The organism is Gordonia sp. LMA167 (genome assembly GCF_058130025.1).
Genome location: NZ_CM176708.1, coordinates 6225117 through 6246367 on the forward strand (window position 1 = coordinate 6225117; position 21251 = coordinate 6246367).

Here is a 21251-nt window from a genome sequence, read left to right on the forward strand (position 1 = left end):
TCAGCCCCCCTGCTTCGGCGTCGTCGACGGCCCGGTCGGATACGTCAGGCTCGGCGGCGTGATCTTACGGTTCTGATCGAAGCCGGGCACCAGCTTGATGTGGTCGGGGTTCAGCGGGTTCGTGTAACTGAACGCCTTCCAGACCTCCGGATACTTGCGCTGCAGCACCTTCATGAACACGGCCGTGTAGTCACCGAATGTCGGGATACCGACCAGCGAGGAGAAGTACGGTCCCGACGCAACGGCCTCGCCCAGAACGTTCGCGTACGGCCCGAGCTCGTCGATCGCGTCCTTGAGGCTCTGCTCGTTGTCGGTCAGGATGTCGAGCACTCCGTCGAGTTTGGTCAGCACCGGGGTCAGCTGGGCGTTGTTGTCGTCGATGAAACCGCTGATCTGCGCGCTCACGTCACGGGTACCGGTGATCAACTGGGCGATGGCGGCCTGCCGCATCTGGAGTTCACCGAAGAGCGAGTTGGCATCCACCAGGAGCTGATTGATCTGCTGGCTGCGATCGCCGACGATCTTGGTGACCTGATTGGCCTTGGCCAGCAGCCCACGGAGGGCGTCGTCACGGTCGGCCACGGCCTTGGACAGCCGGGCGACACCGTCGACCGCGCCGCGGACCTGCGACGGTGTTTCGGAGAACGTGTCCGACAGGACGTCGAGCGCCTTGTTCACCTGATCGGTGTCGGTCTCGGCGATGGTGTCGGTGGCACCTTCGAGGGCATCGGTCAGCGAGTAGGGCGCCACGGTGTTCTCGTTCGGGATCTCCCCGCCCGGACGGATTCGACCGGGGCCGTGCGGGATGATGGTGAGGTTGCGCCGCCCGAGGACCGTCTCCGTCTTGATCGCGGCCTGTGAGTCGGCGCCCATCAGCACGGTGTCGTTCATCCGGAACGTCACCTGCGCTTTGGTGCCGCCGTCGGTACTGGCCAACGAAACCGCCTGCACGGTACCGACATTGACACCCGACACGGTCACGATGTCGCCGGAGACGAGGCCGCCCGCATCGTCGAAGTACGCCTTGTAGGTGCTGATCGGCGACAGGTAGGGAAGCTTGTCCATCTGCAGCGCCACGATCACCACCAGTGCCGTGATGACGACGCCGATGACACCGATCTGCGCGCGACTACGGCCGCCGCGCTTGGTTTCCCGGGCGACGTCGGCCTCGTCGGACGTCGTGCGCTTGTTGCGGAAGATACCGCCGAACGGAATGCTCACGGCGCCTTGCACCTCCCGCCGGGGCCCGTCGTGTCCCCGGTGGCGTCGATGTTGGTCCACTCGATCTGCTTGTCACCCGGACCGGTGAAGATGATCCGGACCTTGCACAGCCAGATCTGCAGCCACGCACCGTAACTACCGAGATTCGAGAGCTTGTGGAAGTCGTCGGGCAGCCGCTGGATCAGACCCCGGACGTAGCCCTGCCCCTTGAGGACCTCCTCCGACGTCTTGCCGAGATTGGCTGTGGTGGATTGGATGTCGGGCCGGGTAGCCACCAACAGGTCCGACAGGTTGTTGGTCAGTTGCGACGTCTGGGTCAGTGCGTTGCCGATCGTGCCGCGCTGCGCGGACAGTCCGGACACGAGTTGCTGGAGCAGATCCACGCTCTCGTCGAAACCCTTGCGGTCGCCGTCGAGGGTGGTCAACGTCTGATTCAGGTTGTCGATGACGCTGTCGATGAGCGCATCCCGGTCGGCGAGGGCGTTGGTGAACTGCGACGTGTTCGACAGCAGGCTGTTGAGTTCACCGCCCTGCCCCTGGAAGACGGCGATCAGCGACGACGACAGCTCGTTGACCTCGGTCGGGTTGAGGGTGCGGAACAGCGGCTTGAACCCGCCGAGCAGTTTGTCGAGGTCGAGCGCGGGTTCGGTCTGGGTCTCCGGGATCTGCGAGCCCGGCGACAGATTCTCACCGGGGTCGCCGGTCCCCCGCTCCAGTTCGAGGTAGCGGTCACCGGTCAGGTTCTCGTAGCGCACCAGTGCACGGACCGAGGAAGGCAGCGGGTACTGCTCGTCGACGGTGAAGCCGATCTCTGCCTGGTTGTCACGCGTCAGCGAGACATTCTTGACCGAACCGACCTCTACGCCCGCGATCTTCACCTTGCTGCCCGGCTTCATCGCCGACGCGCTCGTGAACAGCGCGGTGTACTCCTCGGTCTTGCCCGAACGGTACCGACTGAAGACGACGACCAGCGCCACGAACACCAGGAGCATCACGATGGTGAACGCTCCCAGCTTGATCAGGGTCGCGCGGAAGGCGCGCGCGCGGTTATCCACGAGGAGGTGCTCCGAACAACAATTGGAAGATCTTCTGCTTGTCGAGCTTGGGGGTGGTGCGCGGCTGATAGGGCTGCGGGGCGTCGTCGCTCACGTAGAACGGTGCGTGCACCTTGGTGCTCGGATCGCTCAGGCCACCGGCACAGGTCGGCGGGCCGGCCGCCGCGACCCGCGGCAGATCCTCCGGATACCGGTAGGGCTCCTTGCCCGGCAGCACGCCCGCGTTGAGCTTCAGCAGCCCGTCGTTGACGCCGAACACCGGAGCCGCCATCTTGCCGCCGATCGCGGTGGTCTGGATGAAGCACTTCAGCCCCGGTGCCTGATAGCCGAGCAGCTCAGCGGTCGGGGTCAGGTTCGACAGTGTCGCGATCAGCGTGTTCTTCGACGGCGCGATCACCCCGTCGATCGTGTTGGCCATCCCGGTCGCGTTGATCAGCAGAGCGTCCAGATTGGCCGTGTTGTCCACCAGGTTGTCGCCGATATAGGTGAAGTTGTCGACGGTGCGCATCAGGTTCGGCATGGTGTCGGCGTAGACGTTGGTGACCGTCGCCGTCTGCCGGAACAGCGAGTTCAGTTCCGGCAGGTGGTCCCGGTCGACCTTGCCGACCAGCACCGACAGCTGATCGAGTGCGTTGCCGACGGCGTCGCCACGGCCCGTGAGCGCGGTGTTGATCGCACCGAGCGTCGCGTTCAGCTTCTCCGGCTGCAGTTCGGCGAGCACGTTGACGAGCTGCTGGTAGACGGTGTTCAGCTCGACGACGACGTGGTCGGCCTCGATCGTCTGGCCCGGCTGCAACGTTCCCGACGCTCCGGAGTCCGGCACGACGAGATTCACCGCTTTGGCACCGAAGATCGTGTTGGATTTGATGTCGGCACCGACGTTCCCCGGGATCATCGACATCTGATCCGACGCGATGTCGAGTTTCAGCACGGCGTGACCGTCGCTCTGGGTGATCGAACCGACCCGGCCGACCTCGACGCCGCGTAGTTTGACCTTCGCGTCCGGGTTCATCACCAGGCCCGCGCGCGGCGCCTGCAGAGTGACGGTCTCGGTCGATGCGAACCAGCCGAGGAATTGTCCGGCCGCCGCCGAGATCACGGCGACCAGCCCCACGATCATCACCGTCGCCGCGGTCCGCCGGACCGCTCTGCTGCGCTCCTGTCGTCTCGCCATCATCTACCCCGCCAGGTTGAACTTGCCGTCGGCGCCATAGATGGCGAGGGAGGTGAGCAGTGTGATCACGACCACAACAACGAGTGATGCGCGAACCGCGTTCCCCACCGCGACGCCCACTCCGACCGGCCCGCCCGAGGCGTTGTAGCCGTAGTAGGTGTGGATGAGCATCACCGCGACCGCCATACAGATCGCCTGCACGAACGACCAGAGGATGTCCGACGGGATGAGGAAGGTGTTGAAGTAGTGGTCGTAGACGCCCGGTGACTGCCCGTAGATGAACACCGTCGCGAACCGGCTGGCCAGGAACGACGCCAGCGAGGCCAGTGCATAGAGCGGGATGATCGCGATCAGACCCGCGATGATGCGGGTGCTGACGAGGTAGGGGATCGACGAGATCGCCATCGTCTCGAGTGCGTCGATCTCCTCGCTCACCCGCATGGCCCCGAGCTGCGCGGTCGCACCCGCGCCGATCGTGGCGGCCAGGGCGATACCCGCGATCACCGGCACGGCGATGCGCACGTTGATGAAGGCGGAGAAGAAGCCCGTGAGGGCCTCGACGCCGATGTTGGCCAGCGAGCTGTAGCCCTGCACGGCGATGGTGCCGCCGGTGAAGAGGGTGAGGAAGCCGACGACCACCACCGTGCCGCCGATCATCGCGAGAGCCCCGGTACCCATCGAGATCTCCGCGATGAGCCGCAGGGTCTCCTTCTTGTAGTGCTTGAGGGCACGGGGGATGGCGATGATGCTGTCCCAGTAGAACAGCGCCTGATCGCCGATCTGATCCCAGTCCTCACCCGCGCGTTTGACCGCGACACGTGCAGTGCGGAACCGGGTCGTGAACGGAAGAACCATTGCTCAGCCCGCCGTCGCTTTGAGTCCGACGGCGGTCACCACGACGTTGACCACGAACAGCGCCATGAACGAGTACACGACGGTCTCGTTCACCGCGTCGCCGACGCCCTTGGCCCCGCCCTTGACGTTGAGCCCCTGGTAGCAGCCGACCATGCCGGCGAACAGGCCGAAGAGAGCCGCCTTGACCATCGAGATCATCAGTTCGCCGAAGCCCGTGAGCAGGGTCAGGTTGGCGATGAATGCTCCCGGGTTCACGTCCTGCAGGAAGACCGAGAACATGAAGCCGCCGCCGATGCCGATGGTGCACACCAGGCTGTTGAGCAGGATCGCCACGCCGGTGGACGCGATGATGCGAGGGACGACGAGCCGGTGGATCGGGTTGATGCCGAGCACCTTCATCGCATCGATCTCTTCGCGGATGGTGCGCGCGCCGAGGTCGGCGCAGATGGCGGTGGCACCCGCGCCGGCGACGATGAGCACGGTGACAATGGGACCGATCTGGGTGATCGTGCCCAGCGCCGCACCGGCACCCGAGAGATCCTGCGCACCGATCTCGCGCAGCAGGATGTTGAGGGTGAAGCTGACCAGAACGGTGAACGGGATCGCGACCAGCAGCGTGGGCACCATCGATACCCGGGCGATCGCCCAGGACTGCTCGACCGTCTCGCGCCACTGGAATGGCCGGCGAAACAGCTCCCGAGAAGACTCCACCCCTAGGGCGACGAAGTCTCCAACACCTGCCATCGGCGTTGCGAGCTTCTGAAACACCAACTCTCCTTACCCCCCGGGGGACATGCCCCACCGCCGCGCTCGCCCCGCCGAACACCGCGAACCTATCACGCAGATCCGAATCGTTCTGGTCGCATGACCGATTCGTGATCGTCAGTTGGCGAGGTCGCTCGCCGAGAACGTCCGACCCTGGTCACGACCGGCAAAATAGCTGGTCAGAGTCTTCGACAGATCCGCGTCCTCCCACGCGGCCCCCACCGCGCTGAAGGTCTCCTCGATCGTCGGTGCGGCCATCAGCATGACCTTGCCGCCGTAGACGACGAAGACCTGCCCGGTGACCTTTTCGGCATCGGGCGCCGCCAGATATTTCACCAGACTCACCACGTGCTCCGGGCCGAGTGGGTCCACCCCGTCGACCGGCGCCTCTCCGAAAACGTCTGCGGTCATCGACGTCCGTGCACGCGGACAGATCGCGTTGGCGGTGACGCCATACCGTCCGAGAGCACGCGCAGCCGACACCGTCAGCGCGATGATGCCCGACTTCGCCGCGGCATAATTCGCCTGACCGCCCGGTCCGAGAAGCCCCGCCTCGGACGCCGTGTTGATCAAGCGCCCGTACACCGGCTCGCCGGCCGCTTTCGACGCCGCCCGCCAGTGGCTCGCGGCGTTGCGGTTCAGCAGGAAGTGTCCGCGCAGGTGAACCCGGATGACCAGGTCCCACTCGTCGTCGGTCATGTTGAAGAGCATCTTGTCGCGGGTGATGCCCGCATTGCTCATCACGATGTCGAGCCCGCCGAGATCCTGTGTCGCGGTGCGCATGATCTCGGTCGCGGTCGCCGACTCAGCGATGTCACCGGCCACCGGAACGGCGCGCCCCCCGGCTACGCCGATCACGTCGATGACGTCACTTGCATCGAGCGAGGAGGCGAGGTCGTTCACGATCACCGTGGCACCCTCGGCGGCCAGGCCGATCGCCTCCGCCCGGCCGAGGCCTCCGCCCGCACCGGTAACGACCGCGACACGTCCGTCCAACGACTGGCCCACGCCACTCCCCTTCGCTGATGAAACTGGAACCCGATCAAAACTAGAACCTGTTCTAGCACGAACGCGGGCGAACCGGAACCAGTTACCCGGAATTGGGCCGGACGCTCACTCCAGCGACAGCGCCGATTTCGGACAGCTGGCGACCACCTGACGCATCTCCTCTTCGCGCTCGGCGGGCACTTCCTCCTTGAGAATCACCAGGTAGTCGTCGTCGTCCAGATCGAACACGTCAGGCGCCATGCCCACGCACACCGCGTTGGACTCGCACAGGTCGAAATCTGCCTTGATTCGCATACCGAACTCCTTCTCCCGACGGATCGTCTGGTTGACGGGTTGTGTTCTACAGGTTAGAACGTGTTTCAGAACTTGGCGAGCATGTGCTCGCCGCCACACGGCTGTCCACTATGACACGGAGACCCCGATGCGTATCGCCTACACCGATCAACAGGCCGACCTCCGCAAGGAGTTGCGGTCGTACTTCGCGGGCTTGATGACCGAGGAACGACGAGCCGCGCTGCACGGCGGTGAGGGAGAGCTCGGCGAGGGCGACGCCTACCGGGATGTGGTCGCTCAGATGGGCGCCGACGGCTGGCTCGCGCTGGGTTGGCCGACCGAATTCGGCGGACAGAATCGCTCGATGATGGATCAGTTGATCTTCACCGACGAGGCGGCCATCGCAGGTGCGCCCGTGCCGTTCCTGACCATCAACTCGGTGGCGCCGACGATCATGCACTACGGCACCGATGAGCAGAAGGCCTTCTTCCTGCCCAAGATCGCCGCCGGTCAGCTGCACTTCTCCATCGGCTACTCCGAACCGGGCGCCGGCACCGACCTCGCGGCCCTGCGGACCACGGCCATCCGCGACGGCGACGAGTACGTCATCAACGGGCAGAAGATGTGGACCAGTCTGGTCCCCTACGCCGACTACATCTGGCTGGCGTGCCGTACCGACCCCTCGGCCCTCGAACTGGGCGGAAAGAAGCACAAGGGCATCTCCATGCTGATCGTGCCCACCACCGCCGACGGCTTCAGCTACACCCCGGTGCACACGATGGCCGGCGTCGACACCAGCGCCACCTACTACCAGGATGTGCGGGTACCCACGTCCGCGCTCGTCGGCGAGGAGGGCGGCGGCTGGCCGCTGGTGACCAACCAGCTCAACCACGAACGGGTCGCACTGTGCAGCGCCGCTCCGATCCAGACGGCCCTGCGGGAGACCGTCGAGTGGGCGCAGCACACCAAGACCGGTGACGGACAGCGCGTCATCGACGCACCCTGGGTGCAGGCGAACCTGGCCCGGGTGCACGCCAAGGTCGAGTTCCTGAAACTCATCAACTGGAAGATCGCCTCGATCGCCGCGTCTGGCGCGTCGCCGAGCCCCGCCGATGCGTCGGCGACGAAGGTGTTCGGCACGGAGTTCGCCACCGAGGCATACCGCCTGATGATGGAGGTCCTGGGCCCCGCGGCAACGCTGCGCCGCGGCAGTGCGGGTGCACATCTGCAGGGCCGGCTCGAACGCTTCCAGCGGTCGTCGTTGATCCTCACGTTCGGCGGCGGCACCAACGAGATCCAGCGCGACATCATCGGCATGCTCGCCCTCGGTCTGCCCCACCAGCGTCGTTAGGCCCGGGCCAACCGTTGGTAGCAAAGCCCGAGCCGCTAGGCGCCCTCCGATGGTTGAGTAGCCCGAGCCGCTAGGCCTCCTCCGCTGGTTGAGTAGCCCGAGCCGCTAGACCTCCTCCGCTGGTTGAGTAGCCCGAGCCGCTAGACCTCCTCCGCTGGTTGAGTAGCCCGAGCCGCTAGACCTCCTCCGATGGTTGAGTAGTCCGAGCCGCTAGGCGAGGGCGTATCGAAACCACCACCACACCACCCAAACACAGAAAGCCACCCCAATGGATTTCACCCTCCCCGAGTCCGGTGACGACGTCCGCGGACTCACCCGTGACATCGCCGCCAAGATCAGCACCCCCGAACGGGTCGCCGACCTCGAGACGGCCGACGCGCCGATCGACGCCGACCTGTGGCGCGAACTCGGCACCGCCGGCCTGCTGGGCCTGGAGCTCACCTCGGCGGCGGCGGGCGAGGGCGGCGGGGACCTCACCGCCGTCGAGAACTCCGTCGTCGCAGAAGAACTCGGCCGCACCCTCGCCCGAGTTCCATTCGGCCCGCATGCCGTCGCCGCACTGCCGGTCGTCGCGGCCCATGGGTCCGCGACGCTGCGCGACGAGCTGCTGAGTGCAGGTGCCCGGGGGGACGTGGTGCTGACCGTCGGCTTCGAGGAAGACCTCGGCGGCGAGTTCACCTCGCCGACAACCACACTGACGACCGCGGGTACCCTGAGCGGCACCAAGGTCAACGTCCCTTATGCGCAGGCCGCGCACTCCCTGCTCGTCAACGCGCTCGGCCCGGACGGACCTGTCGTGGTGGTGGTGCGTACCGACGATGCCGGTGTGCAGGTCACCGCGACACCCTCCACCGGCAAGATCCCGACCGCACAGGTCGACCTCGTCGACGTCGCCGTCGACCCTTCCCGCATCCTCGACGGCGGGGCGGCGACGGTCCTCGTCGTCGCTGATCGTCTGACCCTGGCGATCTGCGCCGAGCAATCCGGAATCGTTGCCCGTGCCCTCGAACTGACGGCCGAGTATGCGCGTGAACGCGAGCAGTTCGGCCGCGCGATCGGCTCCTTCCAGGCGGTGGCCCAGCGCCTCGCCGACGGCTACATCGACGCCCAGGGCCTGTCGCTGACCACCACGCAGGCCGCGTGGATGCTGGCGAACTCCGGTGGCGCCGCACCGGACGCGGAACTGCGGACCGCGATCGCCACGGCCAAGTTCTGGGCCGCCGAGTCCGGACATCGCATCGCGCACACGGCCGTGCACGTCCACGGTGGCGTCGGACTCGACACCAGCCACCCGGTGCACCGTTATTTCCTGCGCGCCAAGCAGAACGAGTTCACCTGCGGTTCGGCATCGGCGTCCCTGCGGGCGATCGGTGCCGAACTCGCCGCCACACCGGCGTGACCCTCGGAGCGCTGCTGTCCGCGGTCTCCGACGTCGAGGACCGCGGACTGTTCTGCGACGACCTGTTCGTCTCGTGGCGAGATCATGTCGACAGGTCGGCGGTTCGCGGCGCAGTTCTGCGCGAACTGTTGGCGCCCGCGCGGCCACCGCATGTCGGTGTGCTGCTGGAGAACTCGCCGGAGTTCAGCTACCTTCTCGGTGCAGCGGCGCAGGGCTCGTTCGTGCTCGTCGGGCTCAACACCACCCGACGTGGACAGGCATTGGCCGACGACATCGGCCGGTCGGACTGCCAGATCGTGCTGACCGACAGCCGAACCCGCCACCTCCTGGACGGCACCGACATCGGTGACGTCCGGGTGATCGACGTCGACGACGAGAGCTGGGTGATCTCGATGCGCGACTCACTTCGTTCGCCGCTCGATCAGCGAGAGGAGTCCCCCGAGCACTGGGTGCAGCACCGGCCGGTCGATCCCGACGACCTGATGATGCTCATCTTCACCTCCGGCACCTCCGGCGATCCGAAGGCCGTTCGATGCACCCAACGTAAGTTCGCGGAGAGCGGCGCGATGCTGGCGCAACGCTTCGAGATCGGACCCGCCGACGTCGTCTATCTGTCGATGCCGATGTTCCACTCGAACGCCGTGATCGCCGGGTGGTCGGTGGCGTTGGCTGGTGGGGCGTCGGTGGCGCTGCGCCGCCGCTTCTCCGCGAGCGGGTTCCTGCCGGATGTGCGCCGCTATGGCATCACCTTCGCCAACTATGTGGGTAAGCCGCTCAACTACATTCTCGCGACGCCCGAGGCCGGGGATGACGCGGACAACACGTTGCGCATCATGTACGGCAACGAGGCGTCGGCGCGGGACCGGACTCGTTTCGCCGAACGGTTCGGCTGCCGGGTCGTCGACGGATTCGGTTCCACCGAGGGCGGTGTGGCCATCACCCGCACCCCCGATACTCCCCCGGATGCGCTGGGTCCCCTGCGCGCCCCGACGTGCGTGGTCGACCCGGCAACGGGTGACCCGGTGCCGGCGGGGCAGGTCGGGGAGATCGTCAACTCGTCGGGCCCGGGCCTGTTCAGCGGGTACCACAACGACCCCGAGGCCACGGCGGACCGGATGCGCGGCGGCGTCTATCACACGGGCGATCTCGCCTGGGTCGACGACGCCGGATACCTGCATTTCGCCGGCCGGCTCGGCGACTGGCTACGCGTCGACGGGGAGAACCTGGGGACGGGCCCGATCGAACGGATACTGTTGCGTCACCCGCAGGTTCGACAGGCCGCGGTATACGGCGTGCCGGTGGAGATCGGCGACGAGATCGAGGCGGTGCTGGTCGTCGACGGCGACGTGGACCCGGACGCGTTCACCGAATTCCTCCATGCACAACCTGATCTCGGCCCGAAACAGTGGCCCCACCGGGTGCGCCTGACCGATAGCCTCCCCGAGACCGCGACGTTCAAGACCGTCAAGCGCACGCTGCGCGACGCGGCGACTGCGCCGACGTGGCTGCGCACCGGGCACACCTACCGCCCCGCCTGACCCCCGGCCCAACATCGCTTCGTCCCCCGGGTATGACTTCGTCCCCGGCCTGCTGGGGACGAACGAAACAACATGCGGGGGAAGAACACTGAGCGACGGCCGACGGCGGCGCGACGGCGCGGGGCCGACGGGCTACATGCGCGCCCAGCGCGACATCACGAAGCAGTAGACGCCGTAGGCGGCGAGCCCGAGGGCGCCGAGGATGAGTAGGAGCTGACCGGCCGGCAGACCGGCGAGCGTCTTGATCGCGGCGTCCATTCCGGCAGCCTTGGCCGGATCGGCGCGAACGGCCGCCACGATCACCAGCACGCCGGCGCCCGCGAGCACCACACCCTTGGCCGAGTAACCGACGACCCCGGTCGTGGTGACCAGTTTCCCGCCGCCGGTGCGCAGGTCGTCGAGGAAGTTCTTGGTCACGCCCTTGTATACGAAGTACACACCCACCCCGATGATTACCAGCCCGACGATCACGAGCACCACCCGGCCGCCGGTGTGCTGCATGAGGCGAGCACTCATCGTCGCGTTCTGTTTGCTGCTCGACTTTCCGCTGCCCATCGCAAACGTGGCGGCGGACCAGGCGAGTCCCACGTAGACCACACAGAGAGCGAGCGCCTTGCCCCGATCGAACCAACCACTCAGCCCGTCGTCGGAGGAGCGCTGCTCATTGGCCTTCCCGCCGACGATCGCTTCGGCGAGGCGCCACAAGGCAAGCGCCGCGAACGCGACCACGCCAAGCCACAGCACCAGCCGTCCGCCCGGTTCGCCCGCGAACACGGCCAGCGCGCCGGAGTTGTCTGCGCTGCCACCGTCACCGAATGCGATCCGCACGATGATGTAGGCGATCAGCACGTGCAGCAGCCCGGTCACCACGTAGCCGGCGCGAGCCGCGCGTTCGAACCAGTCGCTGTCGGTGACACGGTCCACGGTCTGGGTCACCTGGTTACGTGACATCGATGTCCATTCGTCGGGTGCGGGTCTCCAGACCAGTCCACCACGAACGTCAAATGCGCGGTACCGTTCTCGGCTCGCGCCACTGGGTTCTTCCGCCGGACCCTGACTCTTCCTGTCGTTACTTCCGGCGGACGATTGGAGATCCGACGGAAGAACCCGCGATGGCCCGTCTCAGCTCACCGGCGTCTTCAGCGTGTCGTTCATCCGGGCGACCGCTTTCTCGTACTCGGACACCAGACCCGCCATGAGGTCGGCGACGGGCACGATCTCATTGCATCGGCCGACGATCTGGCCCGCGGGCATGGCGACGACCTCGGGATCGTCTGCGGCCGAGATCCGGGCGTGCGCCTCTCCGACGAGCAGATTCTGCAGCGGCATCGGCAGCGGATCAGGAGCGCCGGGAGCGTCCCACGCGTCGGTCCACTTGGTCTTCAGCAGTCGCGCCGGCTTGCCCGAGTAGATGCGCCGACGAACCGTGTCCCTCGACGTCGCCTTGAGCAGCGCCTTCTGGACCGTCGACGGACCGTCGGCGTCGGGTTCCATACCGAGCTTGTACTCCGCGGCGGTCAGCCAGTAAGTGCCCATCCACACACCCTGCGCACCGAGGGCGATGGCCGCGGCGATCTGGCGGCCACTGCCCACGCCACCGGCGGCCAGCACCGGCGCCGAATCGCCCATCGCATCGACGAGTTCGGGCCAGAGGACCATCGAGGTGACCTCGCCGGTGTGGCCACCGCCTTCGTAACCCTGGGCGATGACGATGTCGACCCCGGCCTCGACGTGATGCAGCGCATGCTCCTTGGCGCCGGCCAGCGCGGCCACCAGCACACCGTTGTCGTGCGATGTCGCGATGACGTCGGCCGGCGGCGAACCGAGCGCATTCGCGATCAGCTTGATCTGACCATATTTGCGCACGTGTTCCATCGAGATGTCCACGTGCGACCGGGCCACCGAATGCAGCCAGCCCAGTACGCCGGCGTCGACCCGTTCGCCGTTGGGCAAAGGCGGGACGCCCAGATCGTCGAGAGTGCGTTCCACGAATGCTCGATGCTCCGGCGGGATCATCGAGTCCAGGTCCATCTTGCTGCCCTCGGTGGGGATCTTGGCCGGCATCACGATGTCCACGCCGAACGGCTTGCCGTCGGTGTTCTCGTGCATCCATTCGAGCACCGCGTCGAGTTCGTCGGCCTCGTTGAAGCGCACACAGCCGAGCACCCCGAGTCCACCGGCCCGGCTGATGGCGGCGGCCACGTCCTGACTCGGCGTGAACCCGAAGATCGGGTACTCGATGCCGAAACGATCGGCGAGTTCGGTACGCATGATCAGCTCTTCTCCGGCGCGGACAGCGCCTCGTCTGCGGGTCGTTCTGCGGTGATGGCGGCGCCCCACCGGTAGTCCGGTTTGCCGGCCGGGGACCGCTTGATCTCGTCGACGAACCACACACTGCGCGGGCACTTGTAGCCGGCGAGTTCCTTGCGGACCACATCGTTGAGGTCGGCGAGGGTGGGTCGCACCCCGTCGCGCGTGGCGATGACGGCGGCCACACGCTGGCCGAAGCGGTCGTCGGCGACCCCGACGACGACGGTGTCGAAGACGTCGGGGTGGGCCTTGAGCGCACCCTCGACCTCCTCGGGGAACACCTTCTCCCCGCCCGTGTTGATGGAGACCGATCCGCGACCCAGCATGGTGATGGTGCCGTCGGAGTCCACCTGCGCGAAGTCACCGGGCAGTGAGTAGCGAATCCCGTTGAACTCCTTGAAGGTTTTCGCCGACTTCTCCGGATCGTTGTGATAGCGCAGCGGGATGTGGCCGGTCCGGGCGAGCACACCGATCTCGCCGCTGCCCGGTTCGACCCGCGTGCCGTCCTCCCGGAGCACATGGGTTTCGCTGTCGGCGTTGACGCGTGGCCCGCCGGTGTGTGGTGAATCCTTCGACGCGACACCGAGACCACCGAAGCCCGTCTCCGACGATCCGATCGCGTCGATGATCACCGCGTTCGGGAACCGGTCGATGAACTGTTCCTTGATACTCGGCGAGAACAGGCACGCCGACGATGCGATGGACAGCACGCTGGACAGGTCGTAGTCGTCCTTCTCCGACAGCGCCTCGATCATGGGGCGCCCCATGGCATCTCCGGTGATGAATACGACGTTGACGCCGTGACGCTCGATGATCTCCCACACCCGGGCGCCACTGAATTCGGGATACACCACGGCTTTGCCGCCGCCGAAGAGCGCCTGGAAGATGGCCCACTGGGACCCGCCGTGGATGAACGGCGGGATCGGGAACCGCACGAGCTGACCGCCGTCGGCCCCTTCCCGCGCGAGTTGCCATTCGTCGGCCACCGGGGTGCTTGTGTACCAGTCGATTCCGCCGCCAAGGACCCGCCAGACATCCTCCTGGCGCCAGACGACACCTTTCGGCTTCCCGGTGGTGCCGCCGGTGTAGAGCATGTACAGGTCGTCGTTGCTGCGCTGTTCGAAGTCGCGTTCGGTCGAGGACTCGGCGATGGCGTCCTCGAAGCGGATGGTGTCCTCGTACCCCGCGCACCCGAGCGAGACGTCGGAACCGTCCTCGATCGCGATCCGATGCTCGATCGAGGGCGCCTTCGGCAACGTGTTGCACACCCGCTCGCAATACTGCCGCTCATGGATGAGCACCTTCATCCCCGAGTCGGTGAAGATGTGCTCGAGCTCGGCCTCGACGTAGCGGTAGTTGACGTTGACCATCACCGCCCGGGCCTTGAAGATGGCGACCATCGACTCGACCGCCTCGAGCGTGTTCCTGCTGTACAGCCCCACGCGGTCGCCCGGTTGGACGCCGAGCGAACGTAACTTGTGCGCGAGCGCGTTCGAGCGCGCCTCGAGTTGGGCGTAGGTGCGGGACAGGTCTCCGGATTCCAGGGCGACCCGGTCCGGGACCAGGTCGACGGCATGCTCGATGAGATCGGCGATCGTATAGGCCATGGCTTCAAAATTAGAACGTGTTATCGTTTCGGGCAAGCAGCAATCACGCACCGAATTCGCGAGGGACGACGATGACCACAATTGCCGGCTCCGAGACCACCACCGACCGAGGACCCGATTGCCTCGTCGAGAAGCGCGGCCACGTTCTGATCGTGACCATGAACCGTCCCGAAGCGCGTAACGCACTGTCGGCCGAGATGATGCGGATCATGGTCGAGGCATGGGACCAGGTCGACGACGATCCTGATATTCGCGTGGCGATCCTGACCGGTGCCGGCGGCGCCTTCTGCGCGGGCATGGACCTCAAGGCGATGAACCAGAACTCGCCCGGTGACACCGCCGAGCAGGGCAGCTGGAATCCGGCCAGCCTGCCGGCGTTGCTCAAGGGCCGACGACTCACCAAGCCGTTGATCGCGGCCGTCGAAGGCCCGGCGATTGCCGGTGGCACCGAGATCCTGCAAGGCACCGACATCCGCGTGGCCGGCGAGACCGCCAAATTCGGTGTCGCCGAGGCACGCTGGGGACTGTTCCCACTGGGCGGCAGCGCCGTCCGGCTCCCGCGCCAGATCCCGTACACGATCGCCGCCGATCTCCTGCTCACCGGCCGGCACATCACCGCGGCCGAGGCGAAGGAGTACGGCCTGATCGGCTACGTGGTGCCCGACGGCTCAGCGCTCGACAAAGCGCTCGAGATCGCCGAGACCATCGCCGCCAACGGACCGCTCGCGGTGCAGGCGATCCTCAAGACCATGCGCGACACCGAGGGCATGCACGAACTCGACGCCTTCGAGATCGAATCCAAGCTCGGCATCGCGGTGTTCAAGAGCAAGGACGCCAAGGTCGGGCCAAAGGCTTTCGCCAACAAGGAGAAGCCGGTCTTCACGGGTGAGTGATCCCATTCCGCTGATCGAGCAGACCGAGACGCTAGCCGAGGACAACTCCCCCGCTGGTCGAGTAGACCGAGGCGCCACCCGACGACAACTCCCCCGCTGGTCGAGTAGACCCAGCCACCAGCTGACGACAACTCCCCGCTGGTCGAGTAGACCGAGGCGCCAGCCGAGGACAACTCCGCCGCTGGTCGAGTAGACCGAGGCGCCACCCGACGACAACTCCCCCGCTGGTCGAGTAGACCCAGCCACCAGCTGACGACAAGTCCCCCGCTGGTCGAGTAGACCGAGGCGCCAGCCGAGGACAACTCCGCCGCTGGTCGAGTAGACCGAGGCGGCGCTAACCGAGGACGTATCGAGACCTGCCGATCCAGCAGACCCAGCCACCAGCCGAGGACAACTCCCCCGCTGGTCGAGTAGACCGAGGCGCTAGCCGAGGACGTATCGAGACCCGCCCCGCTCCAGCCAAACCAGCCACCAACCGACGACAACTCCCCCACCGATCCAGCAGACCCAGCCACCAGCCGACGACAACTCCTCCGCTGGTCGAGCAGACCCAGCCACCAGCCGACGACGACTCCCCCGCTGGTCGAGTAGACCGAGGCGCTAGCCGAGGACGTATCGAGACCCGGTGACCGCCCGCCGCGGCTCCAACGACAGCTCGAAGTCCCGTGGCACCATCGTCAGACGCTCGTCGATGGCCAACTCGTAGTCGGGGTCGCCGGCCACGTCGTAGCGGTGCAGCAGGCAGGCGAGCACGAGCACCGCCTCATGCAGCGCGAACTGACGTCCGATGCACGCCCGCAGCCCGGCGCCGAAGGGCTTGTAACTGTGCGCGGGCCGCCGTTTGACGTTGGCGGGCAGGAACCGGTCCGGGTCGTAGACGTCGGGGTTCTCCCACACCGCCGGGTCCCGATGCACCTGACCGAGCACGATGACCGCCCAATCCTCGGGCCTCATGCGGTAGCGATCAGCGAGCATCGTCTCCTCGCGCGCGCTTCGTGCGAAGGCCGGTACCGTCGGCCAGATCCGCAGCGCTTCGTCGAGGCAGCGCCGGATGTATCGGAACTTGGGTACCTGTTCGAAGGTCGGGGTCGCGACAGGATCAGCGCCCAGGATGTCGTCGGCCTCGCGTTGCGCTGCGGCGAGGCAGTCCGGATTGCGAGACAGATAGTAGAGCGCGAAAGACAATGCACCCGATGTGGTCTCATGTCCCGCCACGAGGAACGTCAGGATCTGGTAGCGAATGTTCAACGGCGATAATCTCTCCCCTGATTCCGGATGGGAGACGTTGAGCATGATGCCGAGAAGGTCGTGCTGGTCGTCGGACTCGGCGCGGTCGGCGATCAGCTCGTCCAGCAGGCTGTCGACGTAGGCCTGCTGATCGGCGTTGCGGCGGTCGAGGTATCGGCCGAGCAGTCCCCCACCGGGCGCGGTCAGCAGCGCTCCTTTGCGTCGTCCCGTTTCCAGCGCGCGGATCATCGCACCCACGAACGGATGTGGCTCCGCGGTGGTGAACGAACCGAAGTCGCGACTGAAGGCGGCGCGGGTGAGTGTCTCGAGTGTCAGCTTGGTCATCGAGCGCGTGACGTCGACCGGCCCGTCCTGCCTGTCCCAGTATTCGAACAGCTCACTTGCGGTAGCCAGCATGATCGGGTGATACGACTGCATCGCGGACTTCGTGAACGCCGGAATCAGGAGTTCATGCGCAAGTTGCCAATTCGGCTCGTCGTTGTACGCGGTGAAGAGGCCGTCGCCGGCGTACTGCCGCAGCGCGGTGATCGCCGGCGGCAAACCTTTGCAGAACCTGGTCTCGTCACACAGCTCGGCGGCGAGCTCCGCACTCGAGACGAATACGAACTTCTGCCGGAAGATCTGCATCTCGTAGATCGGCCCGAGGTCCGCGCCCCATATGAGCAGATCGAGCAGCGGGTGCCGCGGATCTGACACCCCGAGATCCCCGACGATTGGCTTGCGCCGGCCGGCGTGCGGAAAGGACTGCCCCGACCAGTCGTTCTTCAGTTTCCTGACCACGATTTCGACCTTGCGCCCGCCCGCAGCCGATGTCAATCCATCTGCGGGTGGAGATCCGCCTCGACCGGCAACCTTGACACCGAGAATATTAGAGAGAATTCTCTAATAAATGATGGACCTCGACCTCGCGCGCAAAGTGCTCGACGCGCAGCCGTTCAGTCGACTGATCGGCGCCCGCCTGACTCATGTCGACGACGACGGCGTGACACTGGCCGTGGATGTTCGCGACGACCTGCGACAGCAGTACGGATACATCCACGGTGGTGTCTTGAGCTACCTCGCTGACAATGCCCTGACCTACGCTGCTGCACTCGGCCTCGGGACGGACATCGTCACCAGCGGCTTCTCGATCGAATACCTCGCTCCCGCACGCGACGGCAGCGAGTTGGTGGCGCGCGCGACTCTCGTCCATGCGGGGCGGACGAAAGCCGTTGCGCGCTGTGACATCAGCATGGTGGGCAGCGACGGGACACAGCGCGTGGTAGCAGCCGCGCAGGGCACGAGCATGGTCCGGGGCCATGGGTCGAACAGCGCGATTCAGCACTGACGAAATCCTCGACGCGGCACTCGCGATCGTCGTCGAATCAGGACCGACCGCGGCCACCGCGACGGCCATCGCACAACGGATCGGCGCGCCGTCGGGTTCGGTCTATCACCGTTTCGCCAGCCGCGACGAACTCATGGCGCGACTGTGGCTGCGCGCCATCGTCCGCTACCAGGAAGGCCTTGTCGCTGCGCTGCGCACAGACGATGTCGTCGAGGCCGCCATGTCAGCAGTCCTGCACTGCTTCGACTGGACCGCCGCACATCCGGGAGAGTCGGCTCTGCTCGTGCAATACGACAAACAGGATCTGACACGATCCTGGCCGGATACACTCGCCGCCGAACTCACGAGGCACAACCGATCCACCCGCGACGCCGTGCGCGCCTACGCCCGGCGACGATTCGGCTCCGACGGCCCCGAGGTGATGGACCGACTCACCTTCGCCGTGGTCGACCTGCCGTACGCCGCCGTGCGGCGACACCTTCCCGACCGCGGAAGACCGGCAGAGTGGCTGCGCGACTTCACTCTTCACGCTGCCGATCAGTTACTCGACGAAGTGCACAGCCTGCCCACAGGCCCGTGAGGAGCTCGCGAGGAACGAGCACGCCCACCCGGCCACCGAGGAGCTTGCGAGGAACCAGCACGCCCACCCGGCCCATGAGGAGCCTCGCGAGGAACGAGCACGCCCACCCGCCCCCTGAGGAGCCTCGCGAGGAACCAGCACGCCCACCCGCCCCCTGAGGAGCCTCGCGAGGAACCAGCACGCCCACCCGCCCCCTGAGGAGCCTCGCGAGGAACCAGCACGCCCACCCGCCCCCTGAGGAGCCTCGCGAGGAACCAGCACGCCCACCCGCCCCCTGAGGAGCCTCGCGAGGAACCAGCACGCCCACCCGCCCCCTGAGGAGCCTCGCGAGGAACGAGCGAAGCGTCACGAAGGGTCGACCCTTCGTGACGGTCCTCCGCTAGCGCTCCGGACCTCCTCAGGGATCGGAAAGTCACGGTCCTCCGCTAGCGCTCCGGACCTCCTCAGGGATCGAGCTGAGCGAGCTTGCGAGCGTCACGAAGGGTCATACCAGCGTGGCCAACTGACGGATGGTGCCCTCGTCACGCGCCGTCACCATCAGCATGCTCACGCCGGCCGCCTCCCACTGTTTGATCTGTGCGCGCACCTCATCCGGGGTCCCGGCAATCATCGTCTCGCGGACCATCTCGTCGGGCACCGCCGCCATGGCCTCGGCCTTGCGGCCTTCCCGGAACAGCGCCCCGATCTCGTCGACCGCATCGCCATAGCCCATCCGGCGGTACAGCTCGGCGTGAAAGTTCTTCTCCTTGGCGCCCATTCCGCCCACGTACAGCGCGGTCGACGGCCGGTATCGCTCCACCGCCTCCGCGACGTCGTCGGTGATCACCACCTGGACGGTGGCGGCGACCTCGAACTCACCGCGGGTGCGTCGGGCACCCGGCCGGGCGAAACCCTCCGCCAGCCATTCCTCGTACTGATCGGCCAGACGCAAACTGTAGAAGATCGCCAGCCATCCGTCGGCGATCTCGCCGGTCTGCGCGACATTCTTCGGCCCCTCGGCGCCGAGCCAGATCGGGATGTCGGCCCGCAACGGATGAGTGATCGGCTTGAGCGGCTTGCCCAATCCGGTCGATCCGGGCGCGTCGCTGGGGTACGGCAGCGGATAGTGCGGGCCCGAACTGGACACCACGCCCTCACGAGCGAGGACATCGCGCACCACCCGGACGTACTCGCGGGTCCGCGCCAACGGCTTGCCGAACGGCTGCCCGTACCACCCTTCTACGACCTGTGGCCCGGACACCCCGAGCCCGATGATGTGGCGGCCGCCCGATAGATGATCGAGCGTCAGCGCAGCCATCGCCAGGGAGATCGGTGGCCGCGCGGACAACTGCGCCACCGCGGTGCCGAGCCGGATACGCTCGGTCGCCGCACCCCACCAGGCCAGCGGGGTGTAGACATCCGAACCCCATGACTCCGCGGTGAACACAGCGTCGAAGCCGGATTCCTCGGCGGCCGCGATGAGTTCCGGCGCATTGTCGATGGGACCGGCGCCCCAGTATCCGAGTTGTAGTCCGAGCTTCACCTGTTCGTCCTCCACGGCTCCGTGACGTGCACCTTGTGCCCCAATACTAGAACGTGTTCTACTCGATGGGTGAGCACCAGCACAACTGCACCCCGCCCTGCCCCGGCCAGCCCGGTCGCCGAGGTTCCCGAGCCGCAGTCGGAGATCCTGTCGGCGCCGCTGAAGAACTCGTTCGACTACACCCGGTCCCTGGGCCCCGTCCTGAGTCAGTTCGCTCTCGCCCTGCGCGACGGCCGCATCATCGGCTCGCGCAGCAGCGACGGCTCGGTGTCGGTACCGCCGCGCGAGTTCGATCAGGTCGGCGGCGCCAAGACCACCGAGTTGGTCGATGTGGCCACGGTGGGCACGGTCGTCAGTTGGTCGTGGCAACCGGATCCGCTGACCCCCCAACCCCTCGACAAGCCGTTCGCGTGGGCGCTCATCAAGCTCGACGGGGCCGATACCGCACTCCTGCATGCCGTTGCCGTCGACTCACCAGCCGACATCTCGACCGGGCTGCGGGTGCACGCCGTCTGGAAAGCGGCCCGCATCGGCCGCATCGACGACATCGCACACTTCGCGCCCGGAGACACCGCCGACGCCGCTCCGGCGAACGAAGCAGACAATCCCGAGGGCGACCTGGTGGTCATCCCCACCCCGATCACCACCGAGATCATCCATTCGGCCACCGAGGAGGAGTCCTGGTACCTCAAGGGGCTCAAGGCCGGCAAGCTCTACGGCTCTCGGATCGGATCGGGCGTCGACGCCGGTCGCGTCTACTTCCCACCCAAGGCGGTCAGCCCGTCGGACGGTTCGGCATCGGTCGAGCGAGTCGAGTTGGCGCACACCGGGATCGTCACGACCTTCTGCATCGTGAACGTCCCGTTCCAGGGACAGCGGATCAAGCCGCCGTATGTGGCGGCCTACGTGTTGCTCGACGGCACCGACATCCCGTTCCTGCACCTCATCCTGGATTGCGAGGCCGCCGATGTCCGGATGGGCATGCGGGTCAAGGCCGTGTGGCAACCCGAGGACGAATGGGAGTACTCGATCGGCAACATCAGCCACTTCGCCCCGACGGGTGAACCGGACGCCGACTACGAGTCCTACCGCGACCACCTCTGACCCGTCTTCCATCTTCAAGGA

The 21251-nt window shown here is 66.4% G+C and carries 19 protein-coding genes; 7 read left to right on the forward strand and 12 right to left on the reverse strand.

The features are described 5' to 3' along the window. The 7 genes from ACVT6V_RS27925 to ACVT6V_RS27955 form a co-directional block, all read right to left on the reverse strand. Positions 1-1221, reverse strand: a complete 1221-nt coding sequence (locus ACVT6V_RS27925; protein WP_489897300.1) for an MCE family protein — start codon at positions 1219-1221, stop codon at positions 1-3. Next, on the reverse strand, positions 1218-2276 hold the full coding sequence (locus ACVT6V_RS27930; protein ID WP_489897301.1) for an MCE family protein: 1059 nt from the start codon (positions 2274-2276) through the stop codon (positions 1218-1220). Before ACVT6V_RS27930 ends, ACVT6V_RS27925 begins: the two co-directional genes overlap by 4 nt. After that, entirely contained in the window at positions 2269-3450 is a 1182-nt protein-coding gene (locus tag ACVT6V_RS27935) for an MCE family protein (protein WP_489897302.1), read from the reverse strand. The genes ACVT6V_RS27930 and ACVT6V_RS27935 overlap by 8 nt, the downstream gene beginning before the upstream one ends. 3 nt (positions 3451-3453) lie before the next feature. Next, the gene (locus tag ACVT6V_RS27940) at positions 3454-4305 is read right to left on the reverse strand and encodes an MlaE family ABC transporter permease (protein WP_489897303.1); all 852 of its coding nucleotides are present in this window, start codon (positions 4303-4305) and stop codon (positions 3454-3456) included. 3 nt (positions 4306-4308) lie between these two features. Further along, positions 4309-5049 carry an MlaE family ABC transporter permease gene (locus ACVT6V_RS27945; RefSeq protein ID WP_489901048.1) on the reverse strand — a complete coding sequence of 247 codons (741 nt, stop codon included), beginning with the start codon at positions 5047-5049 and terminating at the stop codon, positions 4309-4311. A 138-nt stretch (positions 5050-5187) separates the two neighbouring features. Next, complete coding sequence (locus ACVT6V_RS27950; RefSeq protein ID WP_489897304.1) at positions 5188-6078, reverse strand: 3-oxoacyl-ACP reductase; 891 nt, start codon at positions 6076-6078, stop codon at positions 5188-5190. Between the two features lie 105 nt (positions 6079-6183). Continuing rightward, positions 6184-6372, reverse strand: coding sequence for a ferredoxin (locus ACVT6V_RS27955; RefSeq protein WP_489897305.1), 189 nt, complete (start codon positions 6370-6372; stop codon positions 6184-6186). A 127-nt stretch (positions 6373-6499) separates the two neighbouring features. Here ACVT6V_RS27955 and ACVT6V_RS27960 point away from each other — a divergent pair, with 127 nt between their 5' ends. From ACVT6V_RS27960 to ACVT6V_RS27970, 3 genes are all read left to right on the forward strand, one after another. Continuing rightward, positions 6500-7702, forward strand: coding sequence for an acyl-CoA dehydrogenase family protein (locus ACVT6V_RS27960; protein WP_489897306.1), 1203 nt, complete (start codon positions 6500-6502; stop codon positions 7700-7702). Between the two features lie 268 nt (positions 7703-7970). Next, positions 7971-9101: an acyl-CoA dehydrogenase family protein gene (locus tag ACVT6V_RS27965; RefSeq protein ID WP_489897307.1), complete on the forward strand. Its 1131-nt coding sequence runs from the start codon at positions 7971-7973 to the stop codon at positions 9099-9101. After that, the gene (locus ACVT6V_RS27970) at positions 9098-10639 is read left to right on the forward strand and encodes a long-chain-fatty-acid--CoA ligase (protein WP_489897308.1); all 1542 of its coding nucleotides are present in this window, start codon (positions 9098-9100) and stop codon (positions 10637-10639) included. The genes ACVT6V_RS27965 and ACVT6V_RS27970 overlap by 4 nt, the downstream gene beginning before the upstream one ends. A 132-nt stretch (positions 10640-10771) precedes the next feature. Here ACVT6V_RS27970 and ACVT6V_RS27975 read toward each other — a convergent pair whose 3' ends face one another. The 3 genes from ACVT6V_RS27975 to ACVT6V_RS27985 all read right to left on the reverse strand — a co-directional run bounded on the left by ACVT6V_RS27975 (position 10772) and on the right by ACVT6V_RS27985 (position 14556). Continuing rightward, positions 10772-11590 carry a DUF1206 domain-containing protein gene (locus tag ACVT6V_RS27975; protein WP_489897309.1) on the reverse strand — a complete coding sequence of 273 codons (819 nt, stop codon included), beginning with the start codon at positions 11588-11590 and terminating at the stop codon, positions 10772-10774. 171 nt (positions 11591-11761) lie between these two features. After that, positions 11762-12910, reverse strand: coding sequence for an NAD(P)H-dependent flavin oxidoreductase (locus ACVT6V_RS27980; RefSeq protein ID WP_489897310.1), 1149 nt, complete (start codon positions 12908-12910; stop codon positions 11762-11764). A 2-nt stretch (positions 12911-12912) separates the two neighbouring features. Continuing rightward, complete coding sequence (locus ACVT6V_RS27985; RefSeq protein ID WP_489897311.1) at positions 12913-14556, reverse strand: acyl-CoA synthetase; 1644 nt, start codon at positions 14554-14556, stop codon at positions 12913-12915. A 71-nt stretch (positions 14557-14627) separates the two neighbouring features. Between ACVT6V_RS27985 and ACVT6V_RS27990 the strand changes: the two genes are divergently transcribed. Beyond that, positions 14628-15449 (forward strand): crotonase/enoyl-CoA hydratase family protein, encoded by an 822-nt coding sequence (locus tag ACVT6V_RS27990; protein WP_489897312.1) that lies wholly within the window; start codon positions 14628-14630, stop codon positions 15447-15449. Between the two features lie 600 nt (positions 15450-16049). Here the strand turns inward: ACVT6V_RS27990 and ACVT6V_RS27995 are convergent. Next, positions 16050-17477 carry a cytochrome P450 gene (locus ACVT6V_RS27995; RefSeq protein ID WP_489897313.1) on the reverse strand — a complete coding sequence of 476 codons (1428 nt, stop codon included), beginning with the start codon at positions 17475-17477 and terminating at the stop codon, positions 16050-16052. 109 nt (positions 17478-17586) lie between these two features. Between ACVT6V_RS27995 and ACVT6V_RS28000 the strand changes: the two genes are divergently transcribed. Continuing rightward, a complete protein-coding gene (locus ACVT6V_RS28000) occupies positions 17587-18024 on the forward strand; it encodes a PaaI family thioesterase (RefSeq protein ID WP_489897314.1) in 438 nt (145 codons plus the stop codon). Beyond that, a complete protein-coding gene (locus tag ACVT6V_RS28005) occupies positions 17996-18604 on the forward strand; it encodes a TetR/AcrR family transcriptional regulator (RefSeq protein WP_489897315.1) in 609 nt (202 codons plus the stop codon). Before ACVT6V_RS28000 ends, ACVT6V_RS28005 begins: the two co-directional genes overlap by 29 nt. A gap of 484 nt (positions 18605-19088) precedes the next feature. Here ACVT6V_RS28005 and ACVT6V_RS28010 read toward each other — a convergent pair whose 3' ends face one another. Beyond that, complete coding sequence (locus ACVT6V_RS28010) at positions 19089-20126, reverse strand: LLM class F420-dependent oxidoreductase (RefSeq protein WP_489901049.1); 1038 nt, start codon at positions 20124-20126, stop codon at positions 19089-19091. Between the two features lie 69 nt (positions 20127-20195). On the opposite strand from ACVT6V_RS28010, the gene ACVT6V_RS28015 reads away from it, so the two are divergent. Then, the gene (locus tag ACVT6V_RS28015) at positions 20196-21230 is read left to right on the forward strand and encodes a Zn-ribbon domain-containing OB-fold protein (protein ID WP_489897316.1); all 1035 of its coding nucleotides are present in this window, start codon (positions 20196-20198) and stop codon (positions 21228-21230) included. The last annotated feature ends 21 nt before the right edge of the window (positions 21231-21251 follow it).

What these genes read in the sequence shown, in the direction of transcription:
- ACVT6V_RS28000 (WP_489897314.1), top strand. Translation starts at nt 17,587, where the DNA reads ATGATGGACCTCGACCTCGCGCGCAAAGTGCTCGACGCGCAGCCGTTC.
- ACVT6V_RS27935 (WP_489897302.1), bottom strand. Translation starts at nt 3,450, where the DNA reads ATGGCGAGACGACAGGAGCGCAGCAGAGCGGTCCGGCGGACCGCGGCG.
- ACVT6V_RS27985 (WP_489897311.1), bottom strand. Translation starts at nt 14,556, where the DNA reads ATGGCCTATACGATCGCCGATCTCATCGAGCATGCCGTCGACCTGGTC.
- ACVT6V_RS27965 (WP_489897307.1), top strand. Translation starts at nt 7,971, where the DNA reads ATGGATTTCACCCTCCCCGAGTCCGGTGACGACGTCCGCGGACTCACC.
- ACVT6V_RS27945 (WP_489901048.1), bottom strand. Translation starts at nt 5,049, where the DNA reads ATGGCAGGTGTTGGAGACTTCGTCGCCCTAGGGGTGGAGTCTTCTCGG.
- ACVT6V_RS27975 (WP_489897309.1), bottom strand. Translation starts at nt 11,590, where the DNA reads ATGTCACGTAACCAGGTGACCCAGACCGTGGACCGTGTCACCGACAGC.
- ACVT6V_RS27990 (WP_489897312.1), top strand. Translation starts at nt 14,628, where the DNA reads ATGACCACAATTGCCGGCTCCGAGACCACCACCGACCGAGGACCCGAT.
- ACVT6V_RS28005 (WP_489897315.1), top strand. Translation starts at nt 17,996, where the DNA reads ATGGGTCGAACAGCGCGATTCAGCACTGACGAAATCCTCGACGCGGCA.
- ACVT6V_RS27960 (WP_489897306.1), top strand. Translation starts at nt 6,500, where the DNA reads ATGCGTATCGCCTACACCGATCAACAGGCCGACCTCCGCAAGGAGTTG.
- ACVT6V_RS27980 (WP_489897310.1), bottom strand. Translation starts at nt 12,910, where the DNA reads ATGCGTACCGAACTCGCCGATCGTTTCGGCATCGAGTACCCGATCTTC.
- ACVT6V_RS27955 (WP_489897305.1), bottom strand. Translation starts at nt 6,372, where the DNA reads ATGCGAATCAAGGCAGATTTCGACCTGTGCGAGTCCAACGCGGTGTGC.
- ACVT6V_RS27940 (WP_489897303.1), bottom strand. Translation starts at nt 4,305, where the DNA reads ATGGTTCTTCCGTTCACGACCCGGTTCCGCACTGCACGTGTCGCGGTC.